Here is a 17,877-nt window from a genome sequence, read left to right as displayed (position 1 = left end):
GTATATACGAGTTTGTGTTTTTTTTATAAAAAAAAGAGATGAAACAATATTTTGTTCCACCTCTTTACTTCCTGCGTGCCACATCCGAAAAGTGAAAAATATCTAAACGGTGGCGTGATTCTGTATATTCAAACTGACTTCCATCATACAAATGTGTAAAGTTTTTCACAACGACAACATAGTCTGTTCCATTTAAATCTAAATACTTTCTGTCATCCTCTGTACATGGCTGTACTTCAATTACCCTCTGCGAATAACTAATATGTAGCCCAAGCTCTTTCTCGATGTATTTATAAATCGATGCAGTTGCAATTTCTTTCGTTAATCCTGGAATAAACTCAGATACAAAATGATTTATATCTAAAATTACTTTTTCTCCATCAATATTTCGTACACGTTTAATATGATCAATCTCTGTTTTTTCTTTTACATTTAATAATTTTGCAATTTCTTTTGTGGCTTTTTCTTTGTCCATTTCCACAACTTCCGTAATACAATGACGTCCCAAACGTTCATTTTCTTCTTGGAAACTTACAATACCGCCAAAATTAAATTCAATATTTTTTCGCTTTAAAACAAAAACACCTTTTCCATGAATTTTTTGCACATACCCACGTTCTTGCAGTAAATCTACAGCTTTTCTCACCGTGCCTCGGCTTGCCTCATACTGCTTCATTAATTCTGTTTCTGATGGGATTTTGCATCCCTCTTTTAATTGTTTATTATCAATAGATTTACTGATTTCTGTATAAATTTGTTCATACTTACTCATCATCTACAATAGCCCCTTGTCACCTTCTAATTCTATATGTATTATAACATGCTTCACTCTTCTGCCAATCTCTCACTTATTTTCCAGTACAAGAAAAATATAGGTAAATATTTAATCTTTAAAACGTATTTTTATAAAAATTTTTATATTTTTCTTTTCATTCAAAAAAACATGTAGTATACTAACTTCAAAATCAGAGGAGAAAGGGAGCAAAGAACTATGCTTACTTATACAACAACTGTAGTTACATTTGCACAAAAACATCATCATCATACGTAACCCTTGAAACCTAGCGGAAAAATTACGCGTAGGTACAAGGGTTATTCCCGTTGTACCTACGCTTTGGCAAAAGAGCCATGTAGGTATTTTTTTATCTACATGGCTCTTTTTTTATTGTCAAAAAGCTAGTAAAAAATGATGTTTAAGCAAAACTTACTACAAAGGAGTTAACAAAAATGGAAACGAAAAAATGGGGATTATGGGTTTTAACAGCATTTGTTATCGGGAATATGGTTGGCGGTGGCGTATTTATGCTTCCAGCAAATTTAGCACAAGTATCAGGTCCAATGGGTTCTACACTCGCATGGAGTATTACAGGCCTTGGCGTATTTATGATTGCACTTGTATTTGGAAATTTAGCGATTCGGAAACCAGAATTAAAAGCTGGACCACAAAGCTATGCTCAAGCGATGTTTCCTTCAAAAAAAGCTGGTAAAGTTGCAGGATATAGTATGGCATGGGGATATTGGGCTGCTAACTGGGCTGCAACAGCATCTGTTATTATTTCCTTTGCTGGATATTTATCAACATTCTTTCCAGTTTTACAAAGTAAGCAAATTCTTTTTTCAATAAATGGATTTTCACTGGAGCTCGGAAAAGGATTAACTTTCCTCGTATGTAGCCTTATGCTGTGGGGAATTCAATATATTCTTTCGCAAAATATTGATCGAGCTGGAAATATGAATCTACTTGCTACTATTGCAAAAATTATCGGATTTACAATGTTTATTGTAATTACATTGTTCATTTTCAACGCCTCTAATTTCGGAGACGGTCAAACCTTTATGAATGAAGCAGGACAATCAATCTCATTAGGTGGCCAAATCAATTCAGCTGCTATTGCAACACTCTGGGCATTTATCGGTATTGAATCAGCAGTTATGCTTTCTAATCGTGCAAAATCACAGCGCGATGTAAAAAAAGCTACGATTTTCGGATTAATTATCGCTCTTCTTATTTACATGTCAATTACTTTACTTACAATGGGAGCTCTTCCGCAAGATGCTTTAAAGGAGTCTCAAAAACCGTTAGTAGATGCATTAAATTTAGCAATTGGAAATAAAGGTGCATATATAATGGCCTTACTCGCTCTTATATCTTTATTTGGATCTACAGTTGGCTGGATTGTTGTTAGTTCAGAAGTACCTTACCAGGCAGCAAAAAATGGACTTTTCCCTAAGTTTTTCGGGAAAACAAATAAAAAAGGTAGTCCTTCAAAATCACTATTGATTACAAATATAATGACGCAAATTTTCTTATTTTCAACGATTTCTGGTACTGTTTCAGAAGCGTATAGTTTCGCTATCGTCGTAGCAACATTAGCCTATTTAATTCCATACCTTGTTTCTACCTTGTACCAATTAAAATTAGTTATTACAGGAGAAACGTATGATATACTGCCCGGATCTCGAGTAAAAGATGGAATCATTACGACATTAGCGTTGGTATACTCTATTTGGGTTATCAAAACGGGAACTGCTGATTTAAAAACATTCTTCTTAGGAATTGGATTGTTCGTATTAGGTCTTATTCTTTATCCAGTACTAATGAAAGACTCACAAAAAACGGATTAAATAAAGAGAAGCTGCTGGCTTCTCTTTTTTATTAAAAATCTGTAATTAACTTTTCTTTTAGCTCTCCTACAGATAAAGGTTTCGCATAATAAAATCCCTGTACATAATCACAGCTCATTGATTGTAACAAACTCTCTTGCTCTACTGTTTCTACTCCTTCAGCAACTACTGCTAAATTTAAACTATGAGCAATTTCAATAACGGATTTTACAATCGTTCGTTCTGGTTGTGCGTGATCATAATGAAATTCACGAATAAAATTACGATCAATTTTTACAATATCCAGTGGTAGTTGTTTTAAATAATATAAGGAAGAATAGCCAGTTCCGAAATCATCCAAAGCAATTAAAACACCCATATTTCTTAATTCTTGTAATGTAGCAATAATATAATCAAAATGGCGGACTGCTATGCTTTCCGTTATTTCTAATATTAAACGGTTCGGAGGAAAACCAGTTCTCTTTAAAATGCTACGTACAGAGAAAATAAAACGTTTCTGCATTAATTGTTGTATAGATAAATTCACTGATAACTTTAGTCCTTCTTGATAATTGGGCAATGTTTTAAACAATCGGCACGATTTTTCTAATACCCAGTCTCCTAGCTTTATAATAAGTCCAGACTCTTCAGCTACCGGGATAAATTCGTTTGGTGAAATAGGTCCGTCTTCTGTCATACAGCGTACTAGAGCTTCTATACCAGAATATCTCTTCGTTTTCAAATCAATAATAGGCTGCAATACTACATCTAACTCTTCATCACGAATTGCCTTTTGCAAAGCAAACTCAACTTTCATTCTACGATTTATTTTCGCGCGTAGCTCATCTGTAAAGAAACATGCAGCATTTCTCCCCTGTTCTTTTGCACTATACATAGCTAAGTCGGAGTTTTTCAATAATGTTTCCACGTCTTGTCCGTCTTGTGGATAAGAACAAAGTCCTAGACTAGCTGAAATATATACTTCATGGCCTTCAAGAATAAATGGTGCCTGGAAACATGACAACACAGATGTCGCTAACTGCCTCATATCATCTTGTCTATGATTTTTTGTTAACAGCACAAATTCGTCGCCACCTAGCCTAGCCAGAACATCTTTCTCTCCTAGTACATAATGCAACCTTGAAGCGACTTCGCTTAAAAGTAAGTCCCCTATCATATGACCTAACGTATCATTTACTAATTTAAAACGGTCCAAATCAAAGTAAATCATACCAAATTCTTTTTTATCTGCAATCAATTTATTAACGGTCGTTATTAATTGCAAACGGTTCGGCAAACTCGTTAAAGCATCATGATAGGCAAGTTCCCTATAACGACTTTCACTTAGCCGCAACCTCTGTTCCGCTTCTTTTCTACTACTAATATCATTTCGTATTGCGATAAACTGGTAAGGCTCTCCTTTTTCATTTAAAAATGGAACAATTGTTGTTTTGACCCAATAATATGTACCATCTTTTGCTCGATTCCGAATCTCACCTGTCCATACTTTCCCATTCAAAATACGTTTCCATAAGTTTTGAAAAAAGGTTTTCGGATGATGACCTGAATTTAAAATACGGTGATCTTTTCCAATTAATTCTTCTCTTTTGTATTTAGAGATTTCACAAAATTTATCATTTACATATGTAATAAGACCTTTTCGATCTGTAATTGCAACAATTGAAGACTCATCTAATGCTAACTTTAAATCTCGCAACGAAGAGTCATATAATGCATGACCTCTCTGTTCTAGCATGCGCATCTCTCCTTGCTTCTATCTGACTAAAACACAACCTGTTTCTCTTCATAGAAATAGAGATATTTCATTTTCTAATACTAGCCCTTTACATAAATTATCTTTTTAAATAAACCGATTAAAATAACATAATATTATTTGTAATAAAAAGCAATATTATACCGTTTCAATTATAACTGGTAGCTTCCCATATCTCTAATTACTTCGCGCCTTATTATACCGCAATCCTTTTAAGTAGCTCTATGCAAGCCTTGTTTCCAACTAATACCACTCATATCTGATCTCTTTGTTTTTAATAACGAAATAGAAATTAGATCATACTACATAACTATTCACAAATAATAATATGAAAATCTACATTAATGTGCATGTTTTTGAATTACAATAACAAAATATTAACATATTTCCACCTTAACTTTGGAATTATTTTATAAATAAATACTGTATTAAACTAAAAAAGAGGATAGCCTCTTTTTTAGTTTAATACGAATATGGTATTTGCTGATAACCTGGGTATGGCATTGGATACGTTACAGGGTATGGTGATGGATAAGCTACTGGATATGGAGCCGGATAATATCCTCCACTTGTTGCACCTGTTAATGCACCAGCTGTCAGTCCGCCTAACACTCCTCCTGCAAAGCTTCCAGGGAAAAATCCGCCTCCCCATGAACTACCACCACCCCAGCCCCATCCGCCTCCGTGATGATGATGGTGATCATAGTGATTGTGTCCTCCATGGTGATGATGTCCACCATGATTGTGTCCTCCATGATGATGATTTCGATAGTACAATCCATTATTTTCTATATAATTCATGTTTCTCCGCTCCTTTTCGATTTTTTCATTTTCATATGCGTTAAGAGTGGGATAAAAAATGGGATAGTACACTGTATGTAGGACAAATGCGGAAAGTATAGGTGAAATGTCTATATTTTGTAAAAAAAGCAAAACACCTTATAATAAAGATGTCATATTACATCTTCTATTTAAGAAGTCTATATTGAAAAAAGATTAGGGGAATTATATAGAAATGAAGAAGCCTATCGTTCAATTACTATTAATATTTACAATTGTATCTATCGTTCTGTTCCTATTAAATACATCGTATATTTCGTTATATACATTTGTCGGTGCTCTATGGTCCATCACAATTGTCGGAATTTCATTCGTTATTTTTATAGAAAATAGATCTCCACAAAGTACGTTAGCATGGTTTTTAGTATTAGCACTTCTTCCTATTATAGGTGTGCTTTTATACGCTATTTTCGGACGCAGCCGCTGGAGAAGAAAAAAACATCTCCATCGTTCAGAAGAACAAAGAAAATTATTCCGTGAAATATTAGAAGGAAGAAGACTAGAGTTATTACTCACAGTCCCACTAAATGAACGTTCCATACATTTAACAGAAGTCATACAAAAATTTGGAGGTGGTCCTGCCGCAGATAAAACAACTACAAAACTTTTAACAAACGGAGATCAAACATTTTCAGAAATTTTGCGAGCTATAGAGCAGGCAAAGCATCATATACATATTCAATACTACATTTATAAATCTGATGAAATTGGTACAAAAGTTCGAGATGCTTTAATACAAAAAGCAAAAGATGGTGTTATTGTACGCTTCCTTTATGATGGCCTTGGAAGTAATACGTTACGACGACGATTTTTGCAACCTATGAAAGAAGCTGGGATTGAAATTGTAGAATTTGACCCTATTTTTTCAGCTTGGTTACTTGAAACTGTCAATTATCGTAACCATCGAAAAATTGTTATTGTAGATGGAAAAATTGGTTTTACCGGAGGACTCAATGTCGGTGATGAATATCTTGGCCGTTCCAAGAAATTTCCTGTTTGGCGTGATAGTCATTTAAAAATAGAAGGAAAAGCATTATATAAATTACAAGCAATCTTTCTAGAAGACTGGCTCTATGCCTCTAGTGGTTTAAATACTTATTCCTGGGATCAATTCATGAATAGACAATACTTCCCAGGTAAAGAGATTTCAAATGCAGAAGGTGCTGTTCAAATCGTAGCAAGCGGACCAAGCTCCGATGATAAAAGTATTCGTAATACATTATTAGCTGTTATGGGCTCTGCAAAAAAATCCATTTGGATCGCTACACCCTACTTTATTCCAGATCAAGAAACTTTAACATTATTACGCTTAAGTGCAATTGCCGGAATAGATGTACGGATTTTATATCCAGGTAAAAGTGATAGCATCATTAGTGATCAAGCATCTCAATCCTATTTCACTCCGCTTTTAAAAGCTGGTGCTTCTATTTACAGTTATAAAGATGGTTTTATGCATGCAAAAATTGTACTCGTTGATGATACAATTGCAACTATTGGAACAGCGAACATGGATGTACGTAGCTTTGAATTGAATTACGAAATTATTAGCGTGCTTTATGAATCAAAAACAGTTCACGACATTAAACGTGATTTTGAAGAAGATTTTAAACATTCAACTGAAATTAAATGGAACTCTTTCCAAAAAAGAAGTATAAAAAAACGCATATTGGAGTCTTTCATGAGGCTCATTTCTCCTTTACTGTAGGCAATCAACTTCATCTTGATTGCTTTTTCTTTTCCCTTTATCCTCCTTCCTTTTCTTTGCATACCATATTAAAACAAGTTATCATAAGATGTATTACTTTATGAAAATAATGTTAGGTGGGAAATACATGTTAGAACAATTTCATATACATGCTGATTTAAAACAACAGCTTTCTACGATTCATGAAAAGAATAAACAAGAAGCTGGTGAAAATGCACATTTAATCGGAACGAAAATATATAAAGCGTCTGATAATAGCATTATTGAAGATGCGATTACAGCACTTCTTCTTGGCAAGAACATTCTATTAAAAGGACCGACTGGTAGTGGTAAAACAGTACTAGCGGAAACTCTTTCTTCTTTATTCCAAAAACCAATGCATAGCATTAACTGCTCTGTCGACTTAGATGTAGAGGGTATTTTAGGATACAACACACTACAAACGAAAGATGGTGCATCTGAAGTTTCATTCGTTAACGGTCCTCTTATGAAAGCAATGAAGAACGGTCACTTCCTATATATTGACGAAATCAATATGGCAAAACCTGAAACGTTACCACTTCTTCACGGCGCATTAGATTACCGTAAAATGATTACAAACCCATTTACACAAGAGGTTGTATACGGTGATGACGAATACCGTGTAATTGCTGCGATTAACGAAGGTTACGTTGGAACAAGTGAACTAAATGAAGCGTTAAAAAACCGTTTCGTTATTATTGAAGTTCCTTACATTCAAGGTGATACATTAAAAGAACTATTATTAGCAGAATCAAAATTAAATGATGTTGCAACAATTGAAAAGTTTGTTGCATTTGCAAGCGACCTTATGCCTTTAGCTCGCGATGGACGTGTAAGTGAAGAAGCAGCAAGTATTCGTGGTATTATCGACGCATGTGATTTAGGTGTATATATTCCTGTTATGCGAGCGATTGAACGAAGCATAATTGCAAAACTTAATGATGAAACAGAACAAATGACTGTCCGTGAATTAGCAGAAAGTTATTTCTTTGAGGGATAATTTATGAGACAAATTTTTAGTGACAAAAAAATTGATGCGTCGCTGTTTCTACAAATGGAAAACTTAATGTATGCCCTTCTAAAAGAAGACGATGCCTATCTTGAATATGGCTATAAAGCATACTACGACGAAATTGAAAAGAAGGTTGTCATTAGTCACTTTTGGGATGATCGAAAAGAAGAAGATACAGTAATCGGATTAAAAAGCGAAGTGTTCTTAAAAGCACTTGGTAATAAACATTACTCGGACATGACTTTAATTCGTTCTTATGCGATTGAATTGCAAGAATCGCCCCTAAAAAAGTTTTTAACACAATTATTTGTTCTATTAGAAGATTTACGCGTTGAGGAAATCGTAAAGAACTTACGTCCTGGCACGAAGCATGTTTTTAAACGTCGAAAAGAAATGTACCGCAATTATTTCGGCTCTCAAAATGAAATAAACCGTGTTCGTAATTATCACGGTGATCGTCTATTTTGCCTATGCTATCTTTCATTAACTAGCGATAAATACGAAATGTTTAATAATGAATATTTTGAGCAAATTGAAGCGATTTTACATGAAACATTCCAAGCACGTAATACAGAAGATATTATGTATATCGTTGAGAAAATTCGCTATCGCTTAGAGGCGCTTCTTGAAAGCGATATGCTTAACAACTATTTCGGACATGCTCCACTTTACTTATCTGTCCTTGCAGACGAAAAGAACTGTCGCGTCGAAGATTTAGCAAATGATGATACGCAGCTTATAGATGACGATGAAAATAAAAACAAAATGGATGAAAGTTTCTCCACATGGCATCGTGAAAATAAAAATAACGAAAACGAGAACTTTTTACGCTTTGAATTAGAAAGCGGAACAAAAACTAATATGATGGGTGATACTGCCCGTGAATCAGAAGATGGCGACCAAGCACTTGGTTCTGTACAAGGTACTTCACAAAAAAGTACACAATCCAACTTTGATGGCGCTGATACAGAAGAAGCAAGGGCTTCACACGCTTCTAGCCAGCACGACGGTGCATACGGTAAGTATAATGTAGGTGCTTCTCATACTTTTAAAGAAGCTCGCAAACCAAACTCAGATGAGAAAAAAGATTACCAAGCTATCAAATCAGTCGTCAATAAAGATGTAAAAGAATTAAAGAAAATTATCGAAAAAACAATTGAAAATAAAACGAATGCGAATAGTGATAAATATTACGGAAGACTTCGTAAGAAATTCCTTCGTATTTATACCGAAAAACAACCGCGTATGTTTTATAAAAAAGGACAAGAGTCACAAGAACTCGATGTTGCATTCCAACTATTAGTTGACTGTTCTGGTTCTATGTATAACAAAATGGAAGAAACGAAGAAGAGTGTTGTACTATTCCATGAAGCTTTAAAGTCTTTAAAAATCCCGCACGCTATTAGCGGATTTTGGGAAGATGCCTCTAGCGCTAAACCTGAAGATAAGCCGAACGTTATCCATGAAGTTGTAAATTATAAAAACTCAACGTTGCCAAACGTTGGTCCAGAAATTATGCAACTTCGTGAAGAAGAAGATAACCGCGACGGATATATTATTCGTATCGTTTCTGAAAAACTTGCCAAAAGACCTGAGAAACATAAATTCTTACTAGTCTTCACAGACGGTGAGCCTTCTGCGCTAGACTATCAACAAGACGGAATTTTAGATACGCATGAAGCTGTTAAACTCGCGCGTAAAAGTGGTATGGAAGTAATCGGTATCTTCATCGAAGAAGGCGAAGCGAAAGAAGCAACTTATCAATTGATGAAAAACATTTATAACCATCACTTCTTAGTTGCAAATCATGCTGAAGATTTACGATTGAAGATTAAACCATTGCTGAAAAAACTATTACTGAAGACGATTGAATAGAAAATAGGAGCCTTGTGGCTCCTGTTTTTTCGTTCAATTACTTTGTTTCTGGTTGAAACTTGTATGGAATGGCTACTTCTAATAAAGATTCAAATCCTCCGTCATAGTATGGGAAACGCTCATTCGCAATTGTTCGATCTACCCACTCTATTGCAGAAATTTCACCTTCATCTTCCGCAATAAGTTCCCCTTTTACTACATTCGCTCGGAATGTAAAAAATAGTGCATGATTCCCTGATTCTTCAAAGAATTTTTCATTGATCGCAACAAGCCCCCCAGCCAAGGCGGTTAAACCTGTCTCTTCTTTCACTTCTCTTATTAGTGCTTCCTCTAATATTTCACCTTTTTCCACAGCCCCACCTGGCAATGACCAAACGTTTTGTTCTACATTATGTACCATTAATATTTTATCTGTTTCTTCGTCATGTATTAGTGCGTATACGACATCAACTCTTTGCATAAGACTTCTCTCCTCCCAAAAATAATGAAGAGCCGATTCCTAAGAATCGACTCTTCCTATTAATTCATCACTAACTCAGCTGTGAGCTTTTTTTTTAACTTAGCCAGCATGTCAGTTGTCATTTTGTCTAAATCGTATTCTGCTTTAAAGCCCCACTCTTTCATTGCTGCAGTTGCGTCAATAGAGTTTGGCCAGCTATCAGCGATTGTTTGACGAGCTGAATCTACTGCATAATCCATTGTAAACGTCGGAATGTGTTTACGAATTGACGCTGCAATTTGCTCTGGCTCGAAGCTCATTGCTGTAATGTTAAATGCATTTCTATGCACTAGCTTACTTGGATCAGCTTCCATTAATGAAATGATCGCTTGTAAAGCATCAGGCATATACATCATGTCCATGTACGTTCCTTCAGCAATGTATGAGGTGTATGCACCTTTTTTAATCGCCTCATAATAAATTTCAACTGCATAATCAGTCGTTCCGCCTCCTGGAGGAGCTACGTAAGAAATTAAACCTGGGAAACGGACACCGCGCGTATCTACGCCAAATTTTTGATGATAATAATCACATAGTAATTCTCCTGCCACTTTGTTTACCCCATACATCGTAGTAGGACGCTGAATTGTATCTTGCGGTGTATTATCTTTTGGCGTCGATGGACCGAATGCACCGATAGAACTTGGCGTGAAGAACTTACAGTTTAATTCACGAGCTGCTTCTAATGCATTTACAAGTCCGCCCATATTTAAGTTCCATGCGAATAACGGATTTTTTTCTGCTGTTGCTGAAAGTAAAGCTGCTAAATGAATAATTGTATCTACTTCATTACGCTTTGCGATATCATGTAGTTTTTGTCCATCTGTTACATCTAACGTTTCAAATGGACCAGACGTTACTACTTCACTATCTGTTTCACGAATATCTGTTGCAATAACATTTGATGCGCCGTATACATCACGAAGTTTCATTACTAGTTCAGAACCAATTTGCCCTAAAGAACCGGTTACTAGAATTTTTTTCATTTTCCCCACTCCTCATTTGCAAGCTATTCAAAAGATGTCGTTACTTAAATGATGCCCATTTCTTTTCCTACTTTTTCATACTTAAGAATTGCTTCATCTAACATTTCTTTCGTATGAGCTGCTGTAGGCATATTACGAACGCGCCCTGTTCCTTTTGCTACAGTTGGGAACACGATAGATTTTGCGTATACCCCTTCTTCATTTAGACGTTTACTAAATTCTTGTGTTAATACTTCGTCCCCAATGATACAAGGTGTAATTGGCGTTTCACTTTCTCCAATGTTAAAGCCAAGTTCTTTTAATCCTTGTTTCAAGTAGCGGCCATTTTCCCATAAGCGATCGTGTAACTCTGTGCTTTCCATTAAGATTTCAATTGATCTCATGCAAGCTGCTGCATCAGCTGGTGTTAATGCTGTAGAGAATAAGAATGGACGTGAACGAACTTTTAACCAGTCAATTAAGTTTTGTTTCCCTGCTACATATCCACCAATTACCCCAATTGCTTTTGATAATGTACCAATTTGGAAATCAACTTTATCAGAAAGACCGAAGTGCTTTACAGTTCCTGCACCTTTTCCAAGTACACCTGAACCGTGTGCATCATCTACGTATGTCATTAAATCTAACTCTTCTGCAATCTCAACAATTTCTGGTAGTTTTGCAACATCTCCATCCATTGAAAAGACACCGTCTGTAATTACCATTAATTTATTGTAAAGACCTGATTCTTTCGCCGCAATTGCTTTTTGGCGTAAATCTTCCATATCCGAATGTTTATAAACAATAATTTTTGCTTTTGATAGACGACTACCATCAATAATAGAAGCATGGTTTAATTCGTCTGAAAGAATTGCATCATTTTTATCCATAACAGCTGAAATCGCTGCCATATTACAGTTAAATCCTGATTGATAAGCAATTGCTGCTTCTGTATGTTTAAACTTTGCAATTGTTTCTTCTAACTTAATATGCAAATCTAAAGTACCGTTAATTGTACGAACAGCCCCTGCTCCAACACCGTACTTATGAATAGCACCAATTGCTGCTTCTTGCAAACGGCTATCTGTTGCTAATCCAAGATAGTTGTTTGAAGATAAGTTAATATATTCTTTTCCGCCAATTGTAATGATCGGTCCATTTGAACTCTCAAGCGGATCAATTACGTTATAAAGCCCCTTTGATTTTAAATCCTCTAAATTTTCTTCTAAAAATTTCGCAAGTGTTTTACTAGACATCGTGAAGCCTCCCATCGTTCATGTAAGCGGATTATTGTCTTAATAGTTCTAATAATCCCTCTACTAGCTTAACACGTTTTCAGAATTTATTATAGAAAAATAGTTTAAAGTAACCGCTTACAATTTTAGATTATATATGATTCATTACAATAAATCTATTATTTACTTTTCATATTTGATAGAATTAAAAAAATATTTCAGGAGGTTTCAAACATGGCATTTACAGAATCTGATGTATACAATAACACAGCATTTTTCGAACAATATATGAAACGAAGATACCGAGAAAATAGCCCAAATGAATCCATTGAAAAACCAGTATTCTTTCAGCTCATTGGTCATGTACGAGGAAAACAAATTCTCGATTTAGGCTGTGGTGATGCTAAGTTTGGCGCGGAATTATTAGAAAAGGGATGCTACTCTTACACCGGCATTGAAGGCTCTGAACTTATGTATGAAAAAGCTAAAAAACAACTAGAAAATAAAAATGGATCTGTTCATTTTTTAAACCTCAAAGATTATACCTACCCCTCTTCCACTTTTGATTTAGTAACATCTAGACTCGCCTTACATTATATTGAACATCTTGATACCATTTTTCAAAATGTGTTTCAAACTTTAAAAACAAATGGCACCTTTACCTTTAGCGTTCAACATCCCGTTATTACTTCTTCGTTTGAAAGCTTACAAACAAGTGGTAAAAGAACGAGTTGGCTCGTCGATGATTACTTTAAACTAGGCAAACGGGTTGAACCATGGATTGACCAAGAAGTTATTAAATATCATCGTACAACGGAAGATTATTTCACATTATTACAGCAAGCTGGATTTACCATTACATCATTAAAAGAAGCTACACCAAATCCAACCTATTTTCAAAATGAAGAAGAGTATAAACGTCGCTTACGTATTCCTCTCTTCCTCTTATTTTCTTGTACCAAATAAAAAAAACGATGAATCACTCATCGTTTTTTTATCTCATTACCTGAGCAACTTCTTTAACTACACGTCTTCCTCTTCCGTGAGGTATACAAAGCGGTGTTCCAAACAACGGATCCGTACTAATTTGACACTCCATTCGGAATACATCACGTACTAGTTTCTCATCTACCACTTCTTCAGGTTTACCTTGTGCATATATTTGTTTATCCTGAATGGCTACAATGTTATCTGCATAGCGACATGCTAAATTTAAATCGTGTAATACCATGACAATTGTTCTTTGTTCTGTTTCATTTAATTCGAATAATAAATCTAGCACCTCAATTTGGTGAGTCATATCTAAATATGTAGTAGGCTCATCCAGTAAAATAATATCTGTATCTTGTGCAAGCGTCATTGCAATCCAAGCACGTTGTCGTTGTCCACCTGAAAGAGCATGCACATCACGCTCAGCAAATTCTGTCATACCTGTTGCTGCAAGTGCCTTCTGTACCATTTCCTCATCTTTTTCTGACCACTGTTTCAGCCATGTTTGATATGGATAGCGTCCTTGTTTTACAAGTTGCAATACTGTAAGCCCTTCAGGTGCTTGCGGTCCTTGCGGTAAAATTGCCATTTGACGAGCAATTTGCTTAGTTTGCATACTTTGAATAGCTTGATTATCTAACAAAATGTCACCAGTTGTTGGCTTTAATAATCTAGCTAGTGAACGTAATAAAGTTGATTTCCCGCAACCGTTGGAACCGATAAAGATTGTAATTTCACCTTTTGGAATTTCTAAATTCAACTCATCAATAATAATTGTTTCACCATAAGACAACGTCAAACGTTTCGTCTCCAATGCTTTTTGCATATTCATCTCCCTTTATGAATTCCGACTTTTATAAAGTAAATAAATAAAATAAGGTGCACCAATTGCTGATGTAAATACCCCTGCTGGAATTTCAAGTGGTGTGAAAACTGTACGCCCAATTAAATCTGCAGCAAGTACTAGAATTGCACCAACAATAGCTGCAACTGGGAGTAATGCACCGTATAAAGAACCAACTAGCCTTCGTGAAATATGAGGTGCCATTAAACCGACAAATCCAATTCCTCCGGCGAAGGCAACTGCTCCCCCAATTAAAGCCGTACTAAGTAATAACATGAATACGCGTGACTTCGTTAAAGGAACACCAAGTCCTACCGCAATATCATCCCCTAGCTCTTGCGCATTTAAATGTCTAGCAGCTATAAATGATATTACCGTTAAAATGAGAACCCACGGTGCAAGCACCATAACGTTTTGCCATGAAGAACCATAAACAGTACCTGTAATCCATACATTCGCTTGACTCGCTTGATAAATTGGTGCTAACAACATAAACAAAGTCGTTGCCGCTTTCGTTAATGCCCAAAACCCCACACCAATTAAAACAAGACTAATCGGCGATAACCCGTCATTTCTCCATGCAAATAAATATACAAAAAGCGCCACAATCGTTGCCCCAACAAAGGCTGCTAACGGCATATAATGAATGCTTACAGTTAGCGCATTATTTTTATCACTAAATATAGCTAAAAACAATACAACTGCAACACTTGCCCCGCCCGTAATCCCGATGATATCCGGAGAAGCAAGTGGATTTCGAACGAGACCTTGTAAAATACATCCTGCTACAGCAAGCGCAATTCCTACGAGGATAGCAATTAAAATACGTGGCATACGAAACTTATTCACAACCATATTTGACATCGCATCGCCATTTCCAGTAATTGCTTGCCATACGTCATAAGGAGCAATTTTCATGTCTCCCATACCTGCGCTCGCAAAGAATAATCCTATTAAAACAACTAGTAAACTTAACAAGACGAGACAAGCTCGTTTATACATTAAAAACGAGAGCTCACCTTTTCCTATACGAAACGGAATATATTTCTTCATTTGCTAAGCCCTCTCTTACGTGCAATATAAATAAAGAATGGAGCTCCAATAAATGCTGTCATAACTCCTACTGGTACTTCTTGTGGCATAATGACATATCTTGCTGCTATATCAGCCAATATTAGTAGTATTGCACCTAACAATCCGCTATAAGGCACTCTCCATCTGTGGTCAACTCCAACAAGAAATCTCGCAAAATGCGGAGTAATAATTCCAATAAATCCAATTGGGCCAGCAACCGCAACCGAACCACCAGACAACAGTACAATAATAAGTAACACGAATGATTTCATTAAAATTGTTCGTTGTCCAAGTCCTTTCGCGACGTCTTCTCCCATCATCAATGTATTTACTTTCCCTGCCATCATAAGAGATGCAATCCATCCTATTAATAAATATGGGAATACAGATTGTAAAATTTCTAACTTTCTCCCTTGCACAGATCCAGCAAGCCAAAATAATACCTCTTCAAGTGCTTTTTCATTTAACACAAGTAATCCTTGTGTTAATGATGAAAATAACGCACTAATTGCGACCCCTGCTAACGTTAACTTAAGAGGAGTAGTTCCTTCTTTTCCTAAAGAACTAGAAGCAAATACAAGTACAGCTGCAACCGCCGCTCCTAAAAAGGCAATCCATGTGAAAGCTGATAATGATGTTACTGAAAAGATTACAATTGCTACAACTATGAAGAACGCAGCACCTGAATTTAATCCAATAAAATCTGGAGAAGCAAGTGGATTCTTAGTTAAAGTTTGCATAAGACAACCAGCAATGGCTAAACTAGCACCAACACTAGCTGCAATTAACGCCCTAGGCAGACGTACATTTTGAATAATAATATGTTCATTGGAACCGTTAAAATGGAAAAAAGCATCCAATGCTAGTTTCCAACTCGTATTTGTATACCCGAAAATAATACTTCCCCAAATACAAATAACGACTGCAATGATTCCAACAAATAATCCAATCCATTTTGCTCGATTTGTTTTTAATAACATGCAGCGTTTCCCCTTCAATGTATAATGATACGTTGTTAGTGTATTTCAACTTAATTCTCATTGTCAACGGAAATGAGAATTATTTTCACCCATATGTATTGACAATCAAAAGATAAAGGCTTAATATCATGCTTGCTATTGAAAAATATTCTCAACATGTAGGGGGTACATAATGAATTTCATGCGGAAGAAATCGTTTACAGTATTTGTATTTTTACTAGCATTTTCAATGCTTTTAAGCGCTTGTGGAAAATCAAATAACAAAGAAGAATCTACAAAAGAAGATAATAAAAAAGAAGTGGTTACTGTAGAACATGCAATGGGTAAAACAGAAGTTCCTGCTAATCCAAAACGTGTAGTTATCTTAACAAATGAAGGAACTGAAGCTTTACTTGAATTAGGTGTGAAACCAGTTGGTGCTGTAAAGTCTTGGACTGGTGACCCATGGTATCCACATATTAAGGATAAAATGAAAGATGTAAAAGTTGTTGGTGATGAAGGACAAGTTAACGTTGAAACAATTGCTTCTTTAAAACCAGACTTAATTATCGGTAATAAAATGCGCCACGAAAAAGTGTACGAACAACTAAAAGCAATTGCACCTACTGTGTTCTCAGAAACATTACGTGGTGAATGGAAAGATAACTTCAGATTTTATGCAAAAGCATTAAATAAAGAAAAAGAAGGTCAAAAAGTTGTAGCTGATTACGAATCACGTATAAAAGATTTAAAAGGCAAACTTGGCGATAAAGTAAACCAAGAAATCTCTATGGTTCGTTTCATGCCTGGTGATGTTCGTATTTATCATGGCGATACATTCTCTGGTGTTATTTTAAAAGAACTTGGATTTAAACGTCCTGGAGATCAAAATAAAGATGATTTTGCAGAGCGTAACGTATCTAAAGAGCGTATTTCTGCTATGGATGGTGACGTATTATTCTACTTCACATTCGATAAAGGAAATGAGAAAAAAGGATCTGAACTAGAAAAAGAGTATATAAACGATCCTCTATTTAAAAATTTAAATGCAGTAAAAAATGGTAAAGCATACAAAGTTGATGACGTTATTTGGAATACAGCTGGTGGCGTAATGGCCGCTAACCTACTATTAGATGACATTGAAAAACGCTTTGTTAAATAATATTTCCTTAACCAGCTCCCTTCTGTGGAGCTGGTTATTTTTCAATTCACTTAAATGTCACATTATTTCGTTTTGTATTTTTATTCCCAATATGTTATATTGAGAAAGTAAATAGAATATATTTTCTTTATATCAGAATAAATGTTTTAATCTAAATTTTCTGATTAATCACTATTTTATTTTCTTTTAGAATTCAATTATTACATTTGAAAACGCTTATCATCTCGTTTTCAGGGCAAAATACAGTAACGGTCGAAGAAAAATAGAACTTTTTTAGAAATTTTCTTTCTATTTCCATATAATTCTATTGACTTCTAA

The 17,877-nt window shown here is 35.4% G+C and carries 15 protein-coding genes; 6 read left to right on the top strand and 9 right to left on the bottom strand.

Annotated elements, in window-relative coordinates; genetic code table 11:
- Positions 1 to 64 precede the first annotated feature (64 nt).
- Positions 65 to 775: a trehalose operon repressor gene (gene treR, locus HFD78_RS22220; RefSeq protein ID WP_000987242.1), complete on the bottom strand. Its 711-nt coding sequence runs from the start codon at positions 773 to 775 to the stop codon at positions 65 to 67.
- A 452-nt stretch (positions 776 to 1,227) separates the two neighbouring features.
- Here treR and HFD78_RS22215 point away from each other — a divergent pair, with 452 nt between their 5' ends.
- The gene (locus HFD78_RS22215) at positions 1,228 to 2,625 is read left to right on the top strand and encodes an amino acid permease (protein WP_000448444.1); all 1,398 of its coding nucleotides are present in this window, start codon (positions 1,228 to 1,230) and stop codon (positions 2,623 to 2,625) included.
- 31 nt (positions 2,626 to 2,656) lie between these two features.
- Here the strand turns inward: HFD78_RS22215 and HFD78_RS22210 are convergent, their stop codons facing one another.
- Together HFD78_RS22210 and HFD78_RS22205 are read right to left on the bottom strand one after the other, a co-directional pair.
- A complete protein-coding gene (locus HFD78_RS22210) occupies positions 2,657 to 4,360 on the bottom strand; it encodes a putative bifunctional diguanylate cyclase/phosphodiesterase (RefSeq protein WP_000893350.1) in 1,704 nt (567 codons plus the stop codon).
- Between the two features lie 480 nt (positions 4,361 to 4,840).
- Positions 4,841 to 5,179 carry a hypothetical protein gene (locus HFD78_RS22205; RefSeq protein ID WP_001106403.1) on the bottom strand — a complete coding sequence of 113 codons (339 nt, stop codon included), beginning with the start codon at positions 5,177 to 5,179 and terminating at the stop codon, positions 4,841 to 4,843.
- Between the two features lie 214 nt (positions 5,180 to 5,393).
- Here HFD78_RS22205 and HFD78_RS22200 point away from each other — a divergent pair, with 214 nt between their 5' ends.
- The 3 genes from HFD78_RS22200 to HFD78_RS22190 all read left to right on the top strand — a co-directional run bounded on the left by HFD78_RS22200 (position 5,394) and on the right by HFD78_RS22190 (position 9,831).
- On the top strand, positions 5,394 to 6,923 hold the full coding sequence (locus HFD78_RS22200; protein ID WP_000743031.1) for a cardiolipin synthase: 1,530 nt from the start codon (positions 5,394 to 5,396) through the stop codon (positions 6,921 to 6,923).
- 127 nt (positions 6,924 to 7,050) lie between these two features.
- Positions 7,051 to 7,944: an ATP-binding protein gene (locus tag HFD78_RS22195; RefSeq protein WP_000892973.1), complete on the top strand. Its 894-nt coding sequence runs from the start codon at positions 7,051 to 7,053 to the stop codon at positions 7,942 to 7,944.
- A 3-nt stretch (positions 7,945 to 7,947) separates the two neighbouring features.
- Positions 7,948 to 9,831 (top strand): vWA domain-containing protein, encoded by a 1,884-nt coding sequence (locus HFD78_RS22190; protein WP_001248851.1) that lies wholly within the window; start codon positions 7,948 to 7,950, stop codon positions 9,829 to 9,831.
- Positions 9,832 to 9,868: 37 nt separating this feature from the next.
- On the opposite strand, the gene HFD78_RS22185 is transcribed toward HFD78_RS22190, so the two are convergent.
- The 3 genes from HFD78_RS22185 to HFD78_RS22175 are packed head-to-tail and all read right to left on the bottom strand — an operon-like array spanning position 9,869 to position 12,551.
- Positions 9,869 to 10,291, bottom strand: a complete 423-nt coding sequence (locus HFD78_RS22185; protein ID WP_001189940.1) for an NUDIX hydrolase — start codon at positions 10,289 to 10,291, stop codon at positions 9,869 to 9,871.
- A gap of 59 nt (positions 10,292 to 10,350) precedes the next feature.
- Complete coding sequence (locus HFD78_RS22180) at positions 10,351 to 11,316, bottom strand: L-threonine 3-dehydrogenase (protein WP_000723129.1); 966 nt, start codon at positions 11,314 to 11,316, stop codon at positions 10,351 to 10,353.
- Between the two features lie 44 nt (positions 11,317 to 11,360).
- Positions 11,361 to 12,551, bottom strand: a complete 1,191-nt coding sequence (locus HFD78_RS22175; RefSeq protein ID WP_000095905.1) for a glycine C-acetyltransferase — start codon at positions 12,549 to 12,551, stop codon at positions 11,361 to 11,363.
- Between the two features lie 213 nt (positions 12,552 to 12,764).
- Here HFD78_RS22175 and HFD78_RS22170 point away from each other — a divergent pair, with 213 nt between their 5' ends.
- Positions 12,765 to 13,496, top strand: coding sequence for a class I SAM-dependent DNA methyltransferase (locus HFD78_RS22170; protein WP_000885978.1), 732 nt, complete (start codon positions 12,765 to 12,767; stop codon positions 13,494 to 13,496).
- 28 nt (positions 13,497 to 13,524) lie between these two features.
- Here HFD78_RS22170 and HFD78_RS22165 read toward each other — a convergent pair whose 3' ends face one another.
- Genes HFD78_RS22165 through HFD78_RS22155 form a run of 3 tightly spaced genes read right to left on the bottom strand, consistent with a single transcriptional unit; the run spans position 13,525 to position 16,418 of the window.
- Complete coding sequence (locus tag HFD78_RS22165) at positions 13,525 to 14,346, bottom strand: ABC transporter ATP-binding protein (RefSeq protein WP_001167963.1); 822 nt, start codon at positions 14,344 to 14,346, stop codon at positions 13,525 to 13,527.
- A 12-nt stretch (positions 14,347 to 14,358) separates the two neighbouring features.
- On the bottom strand, positions 14,359 to 15,417 hold the full coding sequence (locus HFD78_RS22160; protein WP_000760054.1) for a FecCD family ABC transporter permease: 1,059 nt from the start codon (positions 15,415 to 15,417) through the stop codon (positions 14,359 to 14,361).
- The gene (locus tag HFD78_RS22155; protein WP_000925232.1) at positions 15,414 to 16,418 is read right to left on the bottom strand and encodes a FecCD family ABC transporter permease; all 1,005 of its coding nucleotides are present in this window, start codon (positions 16,416 to 16,418) and stop codon (positions 15,414 to 15,416) included. Before HFD78_RS22155 ends, HFD78_RS22160 begins: the two co-directional genes overlap by 4 nt.
- A gap of 172 nt (positions 16,419 to 16,590) precedes the next feature.
- Here HFD78_RS22155 and HFD78_RS22150 point away from each other — a divergent pair, with 172 nt between their 5' ends.
- Positions 16,591 to 17,559 carry an ABC transporter substrate-binding protein gene (locus HFD78_RS22150; RefSeq protein ID WP_001010278.1) on the top strand — a complete coding sequence of 323 codons (969 nt, stop codon included), beginning with the start codon at positions 16,591 to 16,593 and terminating at the stop codon, positions 17,557 to 17,559.
- The last annotated feature ends 318 nt before the right edge of the window (positions 17,560 to 17,877 follow it).

This window comes from Bacillus sp. EKM501B (genome assembly GCF_011800505.1).
GTDB lineage: Bacteria > Bacillota > Bacilli > Bacillales > Bacillaceae_G > Bacillus_A > Bacillus_A cereus.
Note: the sequence above shows the minus strand (reverse complement) of the source record. Positions and strands in the feature narration are given on the sequence as shown.

Bases quoted from the DNA above. Each gene is read 5' to 3' on its own strand.
- treR (WP_000987242.1), bottom strand. From the start codon at position 775: ATGATGAGTAAGTATGAACAAATTTATACAGAAATCAGTAAATCTATT.
- HFD78_RS22215 (WP_000448444.1), top strand. From the start codon at position 1,228: ATGGAAACGAAAAAATGGGGATTATGGGTTTTAACAGCATTTGTTATC.
- HFD78_RS22210 (WP_000893350.1), bottom strand. From the start codon at position 4,360: ATGCTAGAACAGAGAGGTCATGCATTATATGACTCTTCGTTGCGAGAT.
- HFD78_RS22205 (WP_001106403.1), bottom strand. From the start codon at position 5,179: ATGAATTATATAGAAAATAATGGATTGTACTATCGAAATCATCATCAT.
- HFD78_RS22200 (WP_000743031.1), top strand. From the start codon at position 5,394: ATGAAGAAGCCTATCGTTCAATTACTATTAATATTTACAATTGTATCT.
- HFD78_RS22195 (WP_000892973.1), top strand. From the start codon at position 7,051: ATGTTAGAACAATTTCATATACATGCTGATTTAAAACAACAGCTTTCT.
- HFD78_RS22190 (WP_001248851.1), top strand. From the start codon at position 7,948: ATGAGACAAATTTTTAGTGACAAAAAAATTGATGCGTCGCTGTTTCTA.
- HFD78_RS22185 (WP_001189940.1), bottom strand. From the start codon at position 10,291: ATGCAAAGAGTTGATGTCGTATACGCACTAATACATGACGAAGAAACA.
- HFD78_RS22180 (WP_000723129.1), bottom strand. From the start codon at position 11,316: ATGAAAAAAATTCTAGTAACCGGTTCTTTAGGGCAAATTGGTTCTGAA.
- HFD78_RS22175 (WP_000095905.1), bottom strand. From the start codon at position 12,551: ATGTCTAGTAAAACACTTGCGAAATTTTTAGAAGAAAATTTAGAGGAT.
- HFD78_RS22170 (WP_000885978.1), top strand. From the start codon at position 12,765: ATGGCATTTACAGAATCTGATGTATACAATAACACAGCATTTTTCGAA.
- HFD78_RS22165 (WP_001167963.1), bottom strand. From the start codon at position 14,346: ATGCAAAAAGCATTGGAGACGAAACGTTTGACGTTGTCTTATGGTGAA.
- HFD78_RS22160 (WP_000760054.1), bottom strand. From the start codon at position 15,417: ATGAAGAAATATATTCCGTTTCGTATAGGAAAAGGTGAGCTCTCGTTT.
- HFD78_RS22155 (WP_000925232.1), bottom strand. From the start codon at position 16,418: ATGTTATTAAAAACAAATCGAGCAAAATGGATTGGATTATTTGTTGGA.
- HFD78_RS22150 (WP_001010278.1), top strand. From the start codon at position 16,591: ATGAATTTCATGCGGAAGAAATCGTTTACAGTATTTGTATTTTTACTA.